The 17,178-nt window shown below is 62.4% G+C and carries 17 protein-coding genes; 11 read left to right on the top strand and 6 right to left on the bottom strand.

Annotation, left to right across the window (positions count from 1 at the left end):
• Positions 1-27: 27 nt before the first annotated feature.
• Entirely contained in the window at positions 28-714 is a 687-nt protein-coding gene (locus tag DL240_RS05115; protein WP_199589744.1) for a deoxynucleoside kinase, read from the top strand.
• Between the two features lie 4 nt (positions 715-718).
• On the opposite strand, the gene DL240_RS19910 is transcribed toward DL240_RS05115, so the two are convergent.
• Both DL240_RS19910 and DL240_RS05110 read right to left on the bottom strand, forming a co-directional pair.
• Positions 719-865, bottom strand: a complete 147-nt coding sequence (locus DL240_RS19910) for a hypothetical protein (protein WP_158542361.1) — start codon at positions 863-865, stop codon at positions 719-721.
• Between the two features lie 101 nt (positions 866-966).
• Positions 967-2,265 (bottom strand): CBS domain-containing protein, encoded by a 1,299-nt coding sequence (locus DL240_RS05110; protein ID WP_111728799.1) that lies wholly within the window; start codon positions 2,263-2,265, stop codon positions 967-969.
• 103 nt (positions 2,266-2,368) lie between these two features.
• Here DL240_RS05110 and DL240_RS05105 point away from each other — a divergent pair, with 103 nt between their 5' ends.
• Complete coding sequence (locus DL240_RS05105) at positions 2,369-3,358, top strand: NAD(P)H-quinone oxidoreductase (RefSeq protein ID WP_199589743.1); 990 nt, start codon at positions 2,369-2,371, stop codon at positions 3,356-3,358.
• Here the strand turns inward: DL240_RS05105 and DL240_RS05100 are convergent.
• Positions 3,355-4,704 carry a serine/threonine protein kinase gene (locus tag DL240_RS05100; protein WP_158542360.1) on the bottom strand — a complete coding sequence of 450 codons (1,350 nt, stop codon included), beginning with the start codon at positions 4,702-4,704 and terminating at the stop codon, positions 3,355-3,357. The two genes, DL240_RS05105 and DL240_RS05100, sit on opposite strands and share 4 nt — an antisense overlap.
• A 194-nt stretch (positions 4,705-4,898) precedes the next feature.
• On the opposite strand from DL240_RS05100, the gene DL240_RS05095 reads away from it, so the two are divergent.
• Genes DL240_RS05095 through meaB form a run of 6 tightly spaced genes read left to right on the top strand, consistent with a single transcriptional unit; the run spans position 4,899 to position 10,097 of the window.
• Positions 4,899-5,759, top strand: a complete 861-nt coding sequence (locus DL240_RS05095) for a 3-hydroxybutyryl-CoA dehydrogenase (protein WP_111728797.1) — start codon at positions 4,899-4,901, stop codon at positions 5,757-5,759.
• A gap of 9 nt (positions 5,760-5,768) precedes the next feature.
• Complete coding sequence (locus DL240_RS05090; RefSeq protein WP_111728796.1) at positions 5,769-6,551, top strand: enoyl-CoA hydratase/isomerase family protein; 783 nt, start codon at positions 5,769-5,771, stop codon at positions 6,549-6,551.
• Positions 6,551-7,678, top strand: a complete 1,128-nt coding sequence (locus DL240_RS05085; RefSeq protein ID WP_111728795.1) for an acyl-CoA dehydrogenase family protein — start codon at positions 6,551-6,553, stop codon at positions 7,676-7,678. The genes DL240_RS05090 and DL240_RS05085 overlap by 1 nt, the downstream gene beginning before the upstream one ends.
• A 27-nt stretch (positions 7,679-7,705) precedes the next feature.
• Positions 7,706-8,125, top strand: a complete 420-nt coding sequence (locus DL240_RS05080) for a cobalamin B12-binding domain-containing protein (RefSeq protein WP_111728794.1) — start codon at positions 7,706-7,708, stop codon at positions 8,123-8,125.
• Between the two features lie 35 nt (positions 8,126-8,160).
• The gene (locus tag DL240_RS05075; RefSeq protein WP_111728793.1) at positions 8,161-9,132 is read left to right on the top strand and encodes an acyl-CoA dehydrogenase family protein; all 972 of its coding nucleotides are present in this window, start codon (positions 8,161-8,163) and stop codon (positions 9,130-9,132) included.
• Entirely contained in the window at positions 9,132-10,097 is a 966-nt protein-coding gene (gene meaB, locus DL240_RS05070; RefSeq protein ID WP_111728792.1) for a methylmalonyl Co-A mutase-associated GTPase MeaB, read from the top strand. Before DL240_RS05075 ends, meaB begins: the two co-directional genes overlap by 1 nt.
• A 117-nt stretch (positions 10,098-10,214) precedes the next feature.
• On the opposite strand, the gene DL240_RS05065 is transcribed toward meaB, so the two are convergent.
• Genes DL240_RS05065 through DL240_RS05055 form a run of 3 tightly spaced genes read right to left on the bottom strand, consistent with a single transcriptional unit; the run spans position 10,215 to position 14,825 of the window.
• Entirely contained in the window at positions 10,215-11,045 is an 831-nt protein-coding gene (locus DL240_RS05065; RefSeq protein WP_111728791.1) for a hypothetical protein, read from the bottom strand.
• A 7-nt stretch (positions 11,046-11,052) separates the two neighbouring features.
• Positions 11,053-11,352 (bottom strand): helix-turn-helix domain-containing protein, encoded by a 300-nt coding sequence (locus DL240_RS05060; RefSeq protein ID WP_199589742.1) that lies wholly within the window; start codon positions 11,350-11,352, stop codon positions 11,053-11,055.
• Entirely contained in the window at positions 11,349-14,825 is a 3,477-nt protein-coding gene (locus tag DL240_RS05055) for a sigma 54-interacting transcriptional regulator (protein WP_111728790.1), read from the bottom strand. The genes DL240_RS05060 and DL240_RS05055 overlap by 4 nt, the downstream gene beginning before the upstream one ends.
• Positions 14,826-15,033: 208 nt before the next feature.
• Between DL240_RS05055 and DL240_RS05050 the strand changes: the two genes are divergently transcribed.
• The 3 genes from DL240_RS05050 to DL240_RS05040 all read left to right on the top strand — a co-directional run bounded on the left by DL240_RS05050 (position 15,034) and on the right by DL240_RS05040 (position 17,175).
• A complete protein-coding gene (locus DL240_RS05050) occupies positions 15,034-15,675 on the top strand; it encodes a hypothetical protein (RefSeq protein WP_111728789.1) in 642 nt (213 codons plus the stop codon).
• The gene (locus DL240_RS05045; RefSeq protein ID WP_111728788.1) at positions 15,662-16,435 is read left to right on the top strand and encodes a jacalin family lectin; all 774 of its coding nucleotides are present in this window, start codon (positions 15,662-15,664) and stop codon (positions 16,433-16,435) included. Before DL240_RS05050 ends, DL240_RS05045 begins: the two co-directional genes overlap by 14 nt.
• A 116-nt stretch (positions 16,436-16,551) precedes the next feature.
• Positions 16,552-17,175, top strand: a complete 624-nt coding sequence (locus DL240_RS05040; protein ID WP_233497045.1) for a peptidylprolyl isomerase — start codon at positions 16,552-16,554, stop codon at positions 17,173-17,175.
• Positions 17,176-17,178: the final 3 nt, after the last annotated feature.

The following is a 17,178-nucleotide window of genomic DNA, read 5'->3' as shown; positions in this document are numbered from 1 at the left end:
AATCTTCTCACCATGGCTGAGCTGGTTATGACCTCTCCCACCCGTCACTTTATCGCATTGGCCGGCAATATCGGCGCCGGCAAAAGCACCGCCGCCAAGATCATCGCCCGCCATTTTGGTTGCGAACTTTTTCATGAACCGGTCGTCGACAACCGATTCTTACGCGACTACTACGGCGACATGACCCGCTGGAGTTTCACCCTCCAGATGGAGTTCTTACTGCGACGTGTCGAGCATCACGGGCAAATCGACCGGATGCGCGCCTCCTGCGTGCAGGACCGCACCCTGATCGAAGATCCCGAGATTTTTGCCAAGTACCTCCACGGCCTCGGTCATATGACCGATAACGAGCTCGACCTGTACTTCGACTTCTTCAAGCGCTTCAACCACACCATCCGACAGCCCAACAAGGTGATCCTGCTTCACACCCCGGACACCCGCGTGCTGCTCAAGCGCATCGCGGAACGCGGCCGCGAAGAGGAACGCGGCATCACCACCGACTTTTTGCGGGGGCTCAACGGCTACTACGAGACCTTCGCCCAGGTGGCTCGCCGCAAATACAACCTCGACGTGCTCGAGATCGATGTCACCTCCCGGGACTTCCGCAGCGGTCAAGAACGCAAACGCTTCCTGGAGGAGGTCGCCGAGTTCATCCACCGCGACCTCGCCAGAAACGAAGAACTCCCCCTGGCCATGGATTCAGAGGCCGACTGAGAACTCAGCCGGCGAAGACCTGCAAAAGCACAAATCCCACCAGAAAGAGCGCCCCCAGCCCCAGCAAGAGCATCAAGAATTTCTTGGACTGCTCGGCCTCACGATGACGCTGGGCGCTCTCTTTTTTCTTGCGACGACGTTTGGGGGCCATCCATCACTCCTTAAGGGTAATTTCATTCATCGGTGCGGCGCGCAGAGTGCGCGCCAGTGCCTGATTCAAAAGGTATCCAAGGGCCCTTCAAAGGTGCAAGCCTATTCGGCGCTCGCACCGTAGAGACGGCGCAACGCGTCGCTACGCGAGATGATGCCCACAAGCGCGTCACCATCGAGGACGGGTAACCTACCAATGTCGTGCTCGGTCATACGTCGAAGTGCCTCGCTCAGTGGCTCATCGGGGCGAGCGCTGATGACCCGCTGACTCATAAACCCGGCGACCGGTACCGCCCAGTCGCCGCGGCGAGCAGCCTGATCGACATCGCGGCGCGAGACCACTCCCACGACTTTCCCCTCCCGCACCACCGGCATCCCGTGCACGCCCCAGCGATCCAGACAGCGGCTGAGGTCTTGGAGTGGCGTCTCATGAGACACCGTCTGCACCGGCGAACTCATCACATCGGCCACATCCAGCGGATCCACCGGCCAGACACTTAGCCGCTGAGTCAACGCTTCCTCCAATACGGCGGCATCCCCCGGCTTGACCTTGGCTGCCGCGGCGGCCGGATGCCCGCCCCCGCCAAACTCTCCCATTAACGCAGACACATCGAGGTGACGGGTGTGACTGCGCGCAATGAGCTGCGCAACCTTCGAGCCACTCTGTTGCGCCACCAGCACCAGCGCGTCGACACCGGTAAGCTGGAGCACGCGCTCCACCACCACCGCCGCGCCTTTGACATAGGCCTCCCCCACGTGGGCGGCCACTGCAAAGCGCAACCCCTCACGTTCGATCTCGTGAGCCGCCCGCATGACCTCAACCAGCAAGCGTTGCTGCTCCGGAGAGAACTCCTGCTCAAGGTAGCGGTTGACCACCTCCAGTCGCGCCCCCTGCTTGCGAAGGTAGGCCGCCGCCAAAATGTCCCGCGTGGTCGTATTACTAAAGGACAGCCGCCCGGTATCAGCGTAGAGCCCCAGCATGAAGAGCGTCGCCTCGCCGGTACTTAACTCCACCCCGGCCTCTTCCAGGCGTTCGCACAACAGCGTCACGCACGCCCCCACGGGCTCGACGACCTCCACCTGCGCGTCGATGTCGTCATCTGAGGCTGCGTGATGATCGAAGACCTGCACCGTGGCCGCACGCTCCAGCAACGAAGCATAGGGCTTGATCCTCGCCCTCGACCGGGTATCGACCACCACGAGCTCCTCAATCGACTCATCGACCAGATCATCCACGCTATGGAGCTCAAAGCTATCCTTATGCAGCGCCAGATATCGCTTGACCGAGGGAGTGACCGGACTCACGAGCACGGCACGCACCTCGGGCCACAGCCGGGTCGTCGCCACCAGAGACGCCAACGCGTCGAAGTCGGCATTGGCATGAGTGATCGCTACTCGCATGAAGTCTCCACAGAGTCCGTTGCAGTTGTCGTTGGCCTCCAGGTGTGCAACCTCTGGGGCCCTGGCGCTTCAGATTAACCTTAACCCGCCTGCGAGCAAGCCCATGATGAAGGCCATCGCCGTTGAACCCCACGAAGACTCGCCAAGGTTGGTCTGGCAAACGCACCCCAAACCTGCCCCCGGCCCCGGGGAGGTCCTGATTCGAGTGAAAGCCACCGCCTGCAACCGCGCCGATCTCCTACAGGCACGGGGCCGCTACCCGGTTCCCGAAGGTGCCAGCGCAATCCTCGGCCTGGAGGCGGCCGGCGAGGTGGTAGAACTCGCGGCGGATGTCCAGGGCGTCTCGCCAGGCGACCGTGTCTGCGCGCTGCTCTCCGGCGGAGGCTATGCCGAGTACGTGACCTGCCCGGCCTCCCTGCTCCTCCCGGTGCCCGACACCATGTCGATGGAAGAGGCAGCGGCGATGCCCGAAGTCTTCTATACCGCGTTTTTAAATCTCTACCTGGAGGGAGAACTCCGCCCCGGGGAGCGCGTCCTGGTCCATGCCGCGGCGTCGGGTGTGGGCACCGCCGCCCTCCAGCTCTGTCGCCTCACCCAAAACCCGGTCATCGGCACCGCCAGCGCCGAGAAGCTCGACCACCTGCAAACACTCGGCGCCGAGCGCGCGATCGATCGCCACAACGAAGACTTTGAGTCCATCGTTCGAGAGTGGACCGGGGGACAGGGCGTCGACGTGATCCTCGATCCCGTGGGCGGAACCTACTTAGAGGCCAACATGAAGAGCCTGGCAACCGGCGGGCGTCTGGTGGTCATCGGGCTGCTCGGGGGCGCCAAAGCCCCCCTGGCCCTGAACCGCCTTCTGATGAAGCGGCTCCAAATCAAAGGCTCAGTGCTTCGCAGCCGTTCGCTGGCCGAGAAAGAGGAGATAACTCGCGCCTTCAAAGAACGCATCTGGCCACACGTGACGACAGGCGAGCTGCATCCCGTCATCGACGAGGTCCTGCCCATCGAGGACGCTGAACAGGCTCACGGGCGACTGGCAGCCAACGCAACCCTTGGCAAGATCGTGCTCCGGGTACGCGACCGTGCTTAAGAGCTGGCGGAAAGATAGATGTACGTCAGAAGCAACAGGCTAAATAGCATCACAGCGCTCAAAGCGATGAACACCAGCGTGCGATTGCTCTCCAGCAACGTACTGACTCCCGAGCGCTGATGGCGAGGCGCCCCCTGCCCATGAGACGTCGCCGTAAGCGCAGCGTGAGGCAACGCACGCTCCATCGACAGCGCCCGCTCCGGAGGCGCTTCCGCCTTCGCTCCCTCGAACGGAGGCTGAAGCGTGAGTTCGATCGGCTCTCCGGAGATCCGATTCTCGGGCACGGTCACTCGCCGGCGTCGTGTCGACGCTTCGGGAAATGGCACCTGAAGCGCCTGTGGCGAGCCTTGCCCGACGAGCCGCTCAAACGCCGCCAGCGCGACATGCGCATCGGCATAGCGATCGCCCGGGAGTTTTGCCATGCAGGTGCGCACAAAGGTCTCCAGCCCCGGCGGCACCTTTAGCCCCGACCGGGGCTTGAACTCGGGGAGAGGCGCATGCTGGTGCATACGCACCATGTCCTGAGGCGAATTGGAGATGTAGGGCAACCCGCCGCAGGTCATCTCGAAGAGCATGCACCCCAGCGCATAGATGTCTGTCGCCGGGCAAATCTCCGACTCCCCCCGACATTGCTCAGGGCTCATGTAGGCAGGTGTACCAAAGAGAAGCCCCGCCGCGGTGCGTGCTTGGTCTGTCTCCTGCTGCAGCAACTTGGCAATTCCGAAGTCGAGCACCTTAACGATCTGCTCATCGGTGGAGCGGCGATACGAAAGGATGATGTTCTCCGGCTTCAAATCGCGGTGCACGATATCCAGGGTATGCGCCTCTCGTAGCGCCATCAGCATCTGCCGGGCGATCTCCAAAATGGCATCGTTCTTCAGACCACGACGAACGGCCTTTCTTAAGGACACCCCGGCCACGTATTCCATGGCGATATAAAGAAAATTCCCGTCGGCGCTGACGCCAAAATCGTAGAGCGTCACGCAGTTGGGATGGGAAAGTTTGGCCAGGACCCGGGCCTCCTGGGCGAAGCGGTCTCGACTTCCAGGCGCGGAGGTATCGGCCGAACGCTGCCCCATCAGCGTGCCCTCAACCTTGTCGGAGTGAAAGATCTTGAGCGCCACCATGCGATCGACCTGGGCCTGATACGCCTTGTAGACGTAACCCATGGAGCCGCTTCCCAGAATCGCCGCCACAATAAAGCGCCCCCCGATCTCTCGCCCCAGAAGACGGTCGTCGGGGTGGCTGGCGTGCTCGACATCCTCAATCACGAAATAGCCGGTGCAACGGGTGCACGGCTCAAAGGCGCGCTCAGCTTGCGTCTTGCAATTCGGGCAAATGGCCATCAAGGACACCGCTGCGAGATCGGTCAAACACATTTAGATTCAGGGCACGTCACTATCGCACAGCACAGACAGGCTGACCAGCGAGTCAGACCCGGGTGATTTGACCCCCTAAAACTCGCCGTGCTAACCATGCCCGGCGCCCCGCTGCGGGCCTCTCAATTCACGCACTTGCTGTATTCTCTGACGGAGGAAATATGTCGAGCTCGATCAAGACCATTGGTGTGATTGGCGCCGGCCAGATGGGCAACGGTATCGCTCAGGTGGCCGCAGTGGCCGGCTTTAACGTGATCCTCTCCGATCTCAACCAGGACGCACTCAACGCCGCGCTCAAGAGCATCAACAAGAGCCTCGACAAGCTCGTGAGCAAAGAGCGTCTCAGTGCCGACGACCGTGACGCCGCGCTTGGGCGGTTGACCACCACCACCGACCTCAACGACTTCTCCGAGAGTGATCTCGTCATTGAAGCCATCGTCGAGAACCTTCAGATCAAACTCGACCTCTTCAAGAAGCTCGACGAGATCACCCCGGCGCATGCCATCCTGGCTTCGAACACTTCCAGCATCTCCATCACCCAGATCGCCGGTGCCACCACGCGTCCCGACAAAGTCGTGGGCATGCACTTTATGAACCCGGTCCCCCTGATGAAGCTCGTCGAACTCATCGAAGGGCTGGCCACCAGCGATGAGACCAGCGCCACCGTCAAGGCGGTTGCCGAGACCATGGGCAAAACCACCGTATTTGCTCAGGATTACGCCGGCTTTATCGTCAACCGCATCCTGATGCCCATGATCAACGAGGCGGTCTACACGCTGATGGAAGGCGTAGGTTCGGTCGAAGATATCGACACCGCGATGAAGCTCGGCACCAACCAGCCCATGGGCCCGCTGACCCTGGCTGACTTCATCGGCCTGGACACCTGCCTGGCGATCATGGAGGTGCTCCATAACGATCTCGGCGACAGCAAGTATCGCCCCTGCCCCCTGCTTCGCAATTACGTCAATGCCGGCTGGCTCGGACGCAAGAGCGGTCGTGGCTTCTACGACTACAGCAAATAAGGAGTGGTGATGACGACCTTTGAAACGCTCAAACTTGAGATCCGTGACGGAGTGGCCATCCTCCGGGTGAACCGTCCCGACAAACTTAACGCGCTCAACGCCCAGGTGCTCAGCGACCTCCATCAGGCCGCGAACATCCTGGCCGAAAACACCGACGTGCGCGCTCTCATCCTCACCGGCGAGGGCCGTGCGTTTGTGGCCGGCGCCGACATCGCGCAGATGTCCGATCTCAGCGAGAGCGAAGCGCACGAGTTCGGAAGCCTGGGGCACCGGGCGATGAATGCCATTGAAGCGCTCCCCTTCCCGGTCATCTCCGCGGTCAACGGGTTTGCGCTCGGTGGTGGCCTGGAGCTCGCGCTGACTGCCGACCTGATCTACGTCAGCGAAAAAGCCAAACTTGGCCTCCCCGAAGTGGGGCTCGGCATCATCCCGGGCTTTGGGGGCACGCAACGCCTGGGCCGGCGCATCGGCTGGCAACGCGCTCGTGAGCTGGTCTACACCGGTAAAACGCTCTCAGCCGACGACGCGCTCCGCTATGGCCTGGCGCTGGAAGTTCTCCCCCTGGAGGGCTTCCTGGACGAGGTTATCGCACGAGCCCAGGCCATGGGAGCGAAGGGCCCGCTGGCCATTCGCGCGGCCAAAAAGGCGATGACCGAAGGCGCAGAACTTCCGCTCCACGCGGCCAACCAGAAGGAAGTCGAAGCGTTCGCCGGACTCTGGAACTCCCACGACCGCAAAGAAGGCATGCAGGCCTTCCTCGAGAAACGCTCCCCCAGCTTTGAGGGGCGTTGATGGACGCGCAACTCAACCCCACCCAGGTCGATGTTCAGCGCCGCGCGCGCCAGATCGCCCGGGAGCATCTGGCTCCCCGGGCGATCGCGCGCGATGCTGCCGGGGAGTTCCCCCTCGACGATCTTCGGCGCCTGGCCGACGCCGGGCTCATGGGCGTGAACATCAACCGTGAGCTGGGCGGCCTGCAGGCGGGCGTGGTCGCCTACAGCCTGGCAGTACAAGCCATCGCCAAAGCCGATCCGGCCGTCGCCGTGACCATGGCCGTCAACAACATGGTCGGCGAGGTCCTCTCTTACTTCGGCACTCCGTCGCAAACATCCACGCTTGTGCCGAAGATGACCTCCGGCGAGTTCAGCAGCGGCTCGTTCTGCCTCAGTGAGCCGGGAAGTGGCTCCGACGCAGCGGGAATGCTCACACGGGCAACCCGCACCACCGAGGGCTGGCGACTCTCCGGCACCAAGGCCTGGATTACCTCCGGCGCCTACGCCGGCGTCTTTCTGGTCTGGGCGCAGACCTCCGTCGACGGCGACGATCAGGGAATCTCTCTCTTCATCGTCGATTCGCGCCTGCCGGGCATCACGGTCGGCCAGCCCGAAGATAAAATGGGGCAACACGCCTCCAACACCGTCTCACTGGCGTTTGATGATGTGCTCATCGGCCCCGACGCCCTTCTTGGGGAGTTGGGCAAAGGCTTTCGCATCGCCATGATGGCGCTCGACGGAGGCCGCATCGGCATCGCCAGTCAATCGATCGGGATCGCCGATGGCGCCCTGGAGTGGGCCACAAAGGCCGGCCTGGACCGCAGCGCCCGCTGTGCCGATGCCCTGGAGATGATGCACGCCCGGGTGGAGGCTGCACGTCAGCTCACCCTTCGGGCCGCCTGGCTCAAAGAGAGCGCGTCGACCAACTTCTCGCGCCAGGCCAGCATGGCCAAACTCATGGCCTCCGAGGTGGCCAACGAGGTTGCCCGCCAGTGCGTTGCCCTGGTCGGTCCCGAAGCCGCCGCCTACGATCATCCGCTGGCCAAACTCCTTCGCGACGCTCGCGTCACACGCATCTACGAGGGCACCAGCGAGATTCAGCGCGTGGTCATCGCTCGCGACCTGATACGACACGGGGTTGCTTAATCCCCCTTACCTTCCACAGGTGCTGATATGGCAGACGCCACTCACCCCACAACCTATCGCGTCCTTATTGGCAAGCCCGGCCTCGACGGCCATGACCGCGGCGCCAAGGTCATCGCCCGTGCGCTGCGCGATGCCGGCTTCGAGGTCATCTACAGCGGTCTGCATCAGACCCCTGAGATGCTCGTGCGCACGGCAATCCAGGAAGACGTTGATTGCATCGGACTCTCGATTCTCTCCGGTGCCCACAACACGCTCATGCCTGAAGTGGTACGGCAGCTCAACGAAGAAGGCGCCGGCGACATCTTCGTCTTCGGCGGAGGCATCATTCCTGCCGGCGATATCGACGCCCTCAAAGAGGCCGGAGTCCGTGCCATCTTCACCCCGGGCACACCGACCACCGAGGTCATTGAGTTTGTGCGCAACGAGTGCGAACGCAAATACGCCTGAGCCCCACTGTGGGGCCGAGCCCTTGAGCTGTAGATATGAACTTCCAGTTGTCTGAAGATCAGCAGATCCTGCGCCAGACCCTGCGTCGCTTCGCCGACGACAAGTTGGCCGAGAGCGCCTCCGCGCGAGACGCCACCCCGCAAAGCACCTGGCCAACCGGGCTCACCGAGCTGGGTCTCTGGAGTCTGGCGGTCCCCGAACATCAGGGGGGAGCCGGCTTTGACCTCCTGACCGGGGCGCTGGCCGTTGAAGAACTTGCCTCCCGAGATGCCTCGGTCGCGACGGCCATTGCCCTGAGCAACGCCGTGGTCGTGCCCGCCCTCGCCATGGGCAACCACGCGCTGCTCGAAAGCGCGGCGATGGGCACGCCCCCGGTGGCCGCCGCCTGGTGCTCTCCGGGCGCGAGTACCCAGCGCTCCATCCACATTGTCGCTCCCCCTGGTGCCACACACGCGGTGTTCCGGGCCCCTGAGGACGGCCAACGCCCGGCCTCCTGGGGACTCATCGAACTTGCACAGCCCAGCGATGCTTCCAAAACCCTCGGGCTCCGAGGCGTCTCTCGGCTGCAGATGAGCGATTCGCCGCAGGGCGAACTGCTGGTCGAGCAGACCTCCGGCGACCGCGACTTCCTGATCCGTGCTGGCGCGCTATTAGCCGCGGTAGGCGTGGGCATCGCGACCGGCGCGCTGCGCCTGGCCCTCTCCTATGCCGAGGAACGACACCAGTTTCAGCGCCCCCTTCACGGATTTCAGGCCATTCAATTCAAGCTCGCCACGATGGCCACCGAACTCGAAGGCGCCCGGCAATTGACCTACCGCGCCTGTCTTAGCGCGTCGCCTCGCGATAGCCGTCTGGCGTTTCGCCTGGCCCGAGAGTGTGCGTTCACGGTGGCAGATGAGGCCCTTCAAATCCACGGAGGCTACGGCTACACCCGTGAGTACCCGGTAGAGCGTCACTTCCGCGACGCCGTCCAACTCTCCACCCTGGCACTCTGGGAGCACTCCTGATGAATGCCGATGATCTTGCCAGTCGTATCCTCAAGGGAGAAACCCGCGCCGCCGCACGGCTGATGCGCCTGGTAGACGACGGCTCGCCACTGGCACGCCCGATACTTGCTGAGCTATCCACACATACCGGTGGAGCCTACATACTGGGGGTCACTGGCAACCCAGGCTCGGGCAAATCCACGCTGGTCAATCGCCTTATCGGTGCCCTTCGTGCGCGTGGGAAAACCGTGGGCTGCGTGGCCATCGATCCCACAAGCCCTTTTTCCGGCGGCGCGATCCTGGGCGACCGCGTCCGTATGCAGCAGCACGCCATGGATCCGGGCGTATTCATCCGCTCGGTGGCCACTCGCGGCAACCTCGGCGGCATCTCCCGCTCCACACCGGCCATGGTACAGGTGCTCGACGCCATGGGCTTTGACTGGATCATTGTTGAGACCGTCGGCGTGGGCCAGGACGAGGTCGACATTGTCCGCCTGGCCGACACCAGTGTGGTTGTACTGGTGCCCGGGCTCGGCGACGACGTTCAGGCCGACAAAGCCGGACTGATGGAGATCGCCGACATCTTCGCGCTCAACAAAAAGGATGTCGCCGGCCATGCGCGCCTCCAGCGAGAGATCCGCTCCATGCTTGCTCTGCACCGCCAGGTCACCACGGAAGAAGACGAATGGTACCCGCAGATACAGGGCACCCAGGCCAGCGACGGGACCGGCGTCGAAGCGCTGATGGAGACCATCCTGGAGCATCGAAGCTGGCTGGAAGCCAGCGCCCCCGAAGAGACGCGCCGCCGCGAGCGCGCCCGGCACCTTATCGGGCTGATCGCCCGCACCGAGCTTCACGCGCGCTTGCAGCACGTGGCGGCAGACGACCTTATCAAGGAACTCGCCGACGCCTTCATCTCGGGCCGAACCGATGCCTACGCCGCTGCCGACCAGGTGCTCAACGCCCTGTTGTCCAGCAAGCACTGATCACCAACTGAGGCCTCCGGCTTTCTCCCACTAAAAACGCCCCGAGGCCTGTAAGCCCGGGGCGTTTTTACATGCCCGCAGACAGAGGCATTCTGTCCGGCGTTTTCCCCGCTGACCTCAGTACCCCTGAGGCAGTGCCGCAACCGTCGCAGTGCGCGCCAGCACTTCAGCGCCGTCGGTCCCGGAATCCAGACTCGGGCTGATGTGAATCACCTCTCCGGCCTGTCCCTGGCGACCAACGGACTCTACAGCCTCCACGATCGGCTCAAGTGCCCGAATCGCCCACTGATTCAGATCAAACGTGAAAACCAGCGTCTGGTCCCCCGGGCTTAACTCCACGTTGGACAGCGCAAAGAAAACCGCACGGTTGCTCTCGTAGTGAAAAGGCGTCCATCCCGTGTCCGTATCCACGATCTCCACGCGCGTACGCTCAAACGGCAGCGGCAAGGGATTTCCATCTTCGTCATTACCGCCAACCTTTCCGTCCGCCACCGCGCCATAGCGAACGAGCCCGTTGAGTTCCAGGCTTCCCTCCGGCACGTCAGCAGCGTCCATCGGGTCGAGCTCGGCACGCTCCCCTTCACTTAAAGGCTCCATCCGCACGCTCACCAGGTAGCGACCGCTCTGAGGAAACTCTACCGGCATGCCCTGAATCGCACTTTCTCCGCGCGACAGATCGAAACTCAGCCCGAATGGACGTGTCGTGGAATAGGCAACCTCCGATCCGACCACCGGCTGCAGACGAATCTCGGTGATCGCGAGCCCGACCTCCTCAATGATCAGCTCCTCCGGCAACTCTCCGATGCCGCTAAGCCGAAACTCCGGGGTCACCCGAACGGACTGGTGCCCCTGCGACGTAAGGCCATCGCCTGGCCCGCCATCTTCGCCACTTTGCCCACAGGCAACCAGCCCCAGAGCAATCAACGCTATCAGTGTACGTTTCATCATGACCGCCTCACCCAACCAGGGATTCTTTCAGCGCCGTTAACGCAGGCGTGGAATTAATGATCTGGCTCAACCGTGGCCGCTTCATCTGCAGAATCTCCGCCGCGCGTGTGATGTTCCCCCCCGTCTCCTCAAGAGCTCGCTTAATGCACTCCATCTCCAAACGCTTCTTAAAGCGGGTAAGGGAAAGTCCCTCGGCCACGATCTGCTCGATCAGAGCCTCTTCCGGGTCGACACTTACCTCCGGAAAAGCATCCTTTGTGACCGGAACCATCGGAACCACATCTGCAGCCCCCGGAAAATCGCTCACCGGGTGCAGCTCGATATCCGGAAGGGCTGTGTCGATCTCGGAGCTGGAGAAAAGTCTTCAAACTCCTTGAGGTGGTGCAATTCCACACGTGGCCCTTCCACAAAAAGCAGCACACTCTGTACGAAGTTCTCCAACTCTCGAATATTGCCGCGCCAGCTGTAACGCGCCAGAAACTGCATGACCTCGGGAGCAAATCCAGGCGCCGGAGTACCAGCGCTGAACTTCGTTGCAAAATGCTCCAGCAACAGCGGTATATCCTCACGACGTTCGCGTAGCGCCGGCATCTCAATCACAAAGCCCTTAAGCCGGTAGTAGAGATCCAGGCGAAAGCCTCCCTCTTTTACAAGGGTTTCAAGATCCCGGTTCGTTGCCGCCACCACACGCACATCCACCTGGCGGGTTTCCGTACCACCTACGCGCTCAAAAGTCCCCTGTTGGAGCACGCGAAGCAGCGCCACCTGCGTCTTCGGTGAGATATCGCCGATTTCATCCAGGAAAAGCGTTCCCCCGTCGGCAAGCTCAAAGAGCCCTTCCTTCTGGCGCAGCGCACCGGTAAAAGCGCCTTTTTCGTGCCCGAACAACTCGCTGAGCAAAAGCTCTTCTACAAAAGCCGCGCAGTTGACCCTGATAAAGGGACCATCGACTCGCTCACTCTGACGATGGATTGCCTCAGCCGCCAACTCCTTGCCTGTGCCGGACTCCCCACTCAAGAGCACAGTGGTCTCACCGGGGGCGACGCGATCGATGAAGCGAAACACCTGAAACAGACGCGGATCTTGACCGACCATCGTCGCGTAGCGTGACCGCCAGACGGTCACCTGCGCGCTCTCCACGCGCTGCGACGCAACCTCGCAAGGCGCATCTCCCAGGCTCACGCGAATCTCGTCGGGAAGCTGCCCATCCAACTGCTGAAAAAGCTCGATAAGCGCACGGTGAACTGGCACCTCAAAAAATCCCTTTCGATAGGCGCTCGGAAGCGTCGATGCGCGCTCTCGCAGATCTGCCAGGCCGCGCTCTAAGAGCAGACGAGTGCGCTCTCGTTGCCCCAACTCCAACCAACGTCGAGCGCTTTCCACACGCGCACTAAGACCATCGCGGAAGAGCCCAATCCGAGTGAGTTCGACGGCCGCGGTGTCCAGCATCTCCGCAGACTCAGCCCCACAGCTCATAAGCCCCTTAAGTTTGGAGTTCAGCGCCCTGCTTTGCGGATCATCGCCGTCGCCCACGTCCACGGACTGGAACACGTCCTGTGCCCGCGCCCGCTGACCGAGCTCCAGCAACGCCTCAGCCCGCCGCAGGCGCATCTCCACGCCATAAAGCCGCGGCGACTCTGCGAGATGCTCTTCGGCCTGCGCAAACGCAGTGGCCGCTTCCTCGTAGCGCGCCTGATCAAAAAGCAGCTGCGCGCGCAACATCGGCGCCCACCGACTGGCGAAGTGCCCACGGTGACTCCGTTTCGATGCGGCGCGCTCGATCATCTCCCAGGCCACCTCAAAGGCTCCCATGTCCTGAAGCAAAGTGATCAAGTTATGAGACGCCACCTCGTAACCGACTTCGTGACGTTCCGCTTGCGCCGCCCGTAGCGAGCGCTCAAATTGCGCCAACGCACCGGCATAGTCTCCGCGACGCTGATCGACGATCCCCAGGTTCAGCCAACAATTGAGCCGCGACACAGAAGCCACGCCCCTCTGCGCTTGCTCCAGCGCACGCAAAAGCCGGCGCTGGGCCTCCCCGTAGTCACGCTGTTGCACAGCGACCACCCCCAGGTTGGCCTCCGCCCTCGCCTCCTCCCCCTCCAGGCCACAGCGTCGCGCCAGGGCTGCGCTTGCCGCAAACGCCTCACGTGCATGCGCCAGCTCACCCCGAAAAAGCCCTACCTTGCCCATCAAGCTATGCGCCCGAACGGCGAGTTCCTGCCTCCCGGACTCCGAACTCCGTTCACATTGAGCAAGTACCGCTTCAGCCTGCTGATAGGCCCGCTCATGCTGACCACGCTGATAGGCGACCTCGCCATAGCCCAAAAGCACCTTCACGCGCATCTGTCCCATATCAGCCGGAGAGTCGATACGCTCCAGATGACGAGCGGCCTCGTCATATCGGGCCTCTGCCAGTTCAGGCCGTCCCAGTTGCACCAGTAGCATCGCGATACGGAGTTCCAGTGCCACCCGATCCTTACGCTCAATGGTATACCGGCGCAGATGCCCGCAATGAGCGAGTGCCTCCAGCCACTCCCCGCGAGCTTCACCTATAGCGGCGCCGATGCGATGAAGCTCCCCAGCCTCGTCAGGCGGGAGTTCCACGGTCTGCAACTTCTTCAGAAGACCACGCGCCTCTTCCCAGCGGCCCCAGCGCATCATCTGCCGGGCCGCTGGCAACGCAAAGCGCGCACCAAGCTCCAACTCCCCGGCCGCCAACGCGTGCTTGGCAATAAACCCCGCATCGCCGTGAGAGCTGCACTCCAGCGCGCGATAAGCCAGCGCCGCGTGGAGACGGCGACGACGTTCGGCACCCAAGCCGGCCAGCGCCACCCGCGAAAGATCTGCCGAGGCGACATTGATCTGCACGCTACCCGCGTCGATTCGGCGCGTGACAAGCCCTGCGCCCCGAAGCTCGCGCAACGCTACAACACCACCGCCCTGGAGCAGACCGTCCACAAAGCTCAGCTCCAGCTCCCGTCCGGCGAGCGCAACGTAGTCGAAAAGATGCCTCGCGCCCTCGGAGAGCCGGGCAATTCGAAGCGTCGCGAGCTCATCATTAGACGCCGGCAACGCGCCCAGGATGGCTTCCAGACGTTCGGGACACCCTCCAGTGCTAGCCAACACCCGGTCAACCACGCGCTCATCGCATAAAAACGCCCGGGTCACTTCCCGCGAATACTCAGCCTGCTCCAGGTCCTCGTAGCTGAGGTCCTCTCCCAGGGGCATGCCCTGATCCGCGACCGCCACCACCAGGCGGTGAGACGCCCCGCCCCCCGGCAAAGGCTGCTCGGCATGATACGACACCAACGCCCTCAAGGCCGCTCGATCCAGCGATGTGAGCTGTTCGGCAGCCAGAACCATCAATACCACCGGCGCCGCTTCCATCAGCTCTTCGCTCAACCCTACCGTGGCATCGCATACCAGGCGCTGACGCTCCAGCGGTTGTTCCCCCGGTTGCATCCGCATCAACAACGCCAGCGTGTCGAATTGCGCCTCGGCAGCCTCTCGCCCGGAAGGATGCAGGGTGCCGATCCACATCCCGAACATCTGCTGAAGAGCACTTCGTCCAGGCTCCAGATGACGTGCATCACAGACGACATAGCGCCAACCGCGCTCTGCGAGCTGGGCCCGAGCCCCCCCCTCGCCGAGGCGTGCGCTGGCCTCGCTGAGCCCCCGGCAACGCACCACTCCGCAGCGCTCCCCCTCAATCAGCGCCGCTACCGGAATGTCACTCTTAGATTCGGGTGTGTGTCGCTGCTCGCTGTTTTGCTGCATCCACTCGCTCCTCGTCCACGAACACCGTGGAGTTCATCCTCTAACCTGCCGAGTATAGCGAATCAGCCCCTTCTCTCCAAATGCGCCTCATTCGATCCCCCCGAGGTTCTGCGCCCATCCTACGTTGTTGTGCTCCTCCCGGCCTTACTGATAGGAATGTGAGGGTCATATTTACCTGCTCCATTTTGAATCAAGAGGACCTCTTCCCATGAACCGCCCCACCCTGACACTCATCGCCGCCCTCGGGCTCGCCCCTGTGGCCTGCGGGCTCCTGGATACCGAACTCGCCACCATCACCTACGAAGAAGGCATCCCCTTCGACTTTGAAGTCGATGCTACGGCCCTCTGCCCCGCCGATGTTGACTGTGATGTTGAGACTCAGCCCGCCCACGAAACGGTTGCCCTAGACCCGATCGAGTTCGACATCGCCGTTGACATCGTGGAGGCTTCCGGAAACCCCCAGCTTCAGGGGGTTGCTCAGCGCCTTCGGTCCATCGAGATTACCAGCATCGACTACGAAATCGCCGACAACGATCTCAACTTCGATCTTCCCAGCATCGACATTTACGTCGGCCCCCTGGAAGCCCAGAGCTCCGAAGACGAAGGCGTTGTTCTGCTGACGACCATCCCGATTGCCGAAGCCGGTCAGGATGTCAGTGGGCGAGCCGAAGTAAGCGCCGAGAGCCTGGAAGTCACAAGCGAGCTCTTCAAGAGCATGCAGTTTGCCGCCATTCCCAAGAGTCAGCCGGTGATCGAAGAAGGCGAACCCTTCCCGCCTCAGGGCGCCGCGCAGGTCAAGCTGACCATTAACATCAAAATTGTGGCGAACCCGATCGATGCGATTCAATAAGCTCCCCATCTTGAGCATCGCCCTGGCGAGTCTGATAGGCGTGGCGTTTACGGGCGCCACGCCTTCGGCTCAGGCCCAGGACGATCTCCGCAAAGCGCTCCCCGACGCCGTCGAGCTTCGCTATCGAGGCCTGTTGCAAGACGAGAGCGGTGCGCCTATCAGCGGCGTGTTCCCCCTGGAATTCAACCTTTACCGAGACGACATGGCCGCTGAGCCTATGTGGACCGAAGAGCACTATGTCTCGGTGATCGAAGGGCGCTACCAGGTCCCCCTGGGCAGCCATCAGACTCTTCGAGCACGCGAGGTCCAGGGGGAGCGCTGGCTGGGCGTGGTGTTGGTCGGCGAAGGCGAACTCTTACGCGATCGCCTTACCATCATCCGGCCCGGGCGGGCATCCAGTGGCGATGCGAACGGTAAGCGCATCTCCCGGGCAGAAGTCGCTGATCGTGCCATTGAAGCCGAGCGTGCGATCGTCGCCGAAAGCGCCGACGCCCTCGGCGAATTAACCGTCGAGGAGATCGAACGCATCTCCAACCTGGCACTGGAGCGTCTGGGACAACACATCGCAGACCCCAACGCCCATGAGGCCACCGCGCGCTACAAACTCGGCACCAACAGTCAGGTCCTCGACGGCGCTGGCGGCACCGGCGGTACACACTTTAGCCTGAAGTGCCCCCCCGGACATGTGGTGACGGGCATCGAAGGCCGTGCGGGCCGAATGCTCGACTACGTCACCGCGATCTGCTCCCCACTACAATGACCCGACATATCACCTCAATTCATGGCGCTGCAGCCATGGGCGTGCTGGCACTCCTTACGGCCTGTGCCTCAGCGCCTCCTCCCTCTTCGGAGCCGGACACGAATCCGGTAGCACCTGTGCGCTCACCGGTCACCGAGCTTCCTCCGGATCCTGTCCACACGGCCGACCAGCCTCCGTCGCCGGAGGCCACTGCCGACTACACTCGAGATCTGGGGGACTCCGGCATACTCAGAGCATTATTCCACACCTCTCAGGGCACCATCTCCTGCGAGCTCTTTGAGAAGCAGACGCCGCTGACCGTTGCCAACTTCGTCGGCCTGGCTCGGGGACTCAAGGCGTTTGTCGATCCGCAGACAGACCGCTCGATCACCGGTGTTCCATACTTCAACGGACAGCGCTTCCACCGTGTGATCCCCAACTTCTTAATCCAGAGCGGTGATCCTACCGGCCTTGGATACGCAGGACCGGGCTACACCATACCGGATGAAATCAGGGAAGACCTTCGGCACGATGGGCCCGGCGTTCTAAGCATGGCGAACCTGGGCCCCGACACCGGCGGCAGTCAGTTCTTTATCACCGAGATCGCCGCACCCCACCTGGATGGACGCCACACGGTCTTTGGACAGTGCGAGGATTTAGAGGTTATCCGAGCGATCTCGCACGCCCCCACCGATGTAAACAACCGCCCCGCAGAGCCCATTACGCTCGATCGCGTGCTCATTGAGCGCGCTCCTCTCTAAGGC

This window comes from Lujinxingia litoralis (assembly GCF_003260125.1).
Taxonomy (GTDB): Bacteria; Myxococcota_A; Bradymonadia; order Bradymonadales; family Bradymonadaceae; genus Lujinxingia; species Lujinxingia litoralis.
Note: the sequence above shows the minus strand (reverse complement) of the source record. Positions and strands in the feature narration are given on the sequence as shown.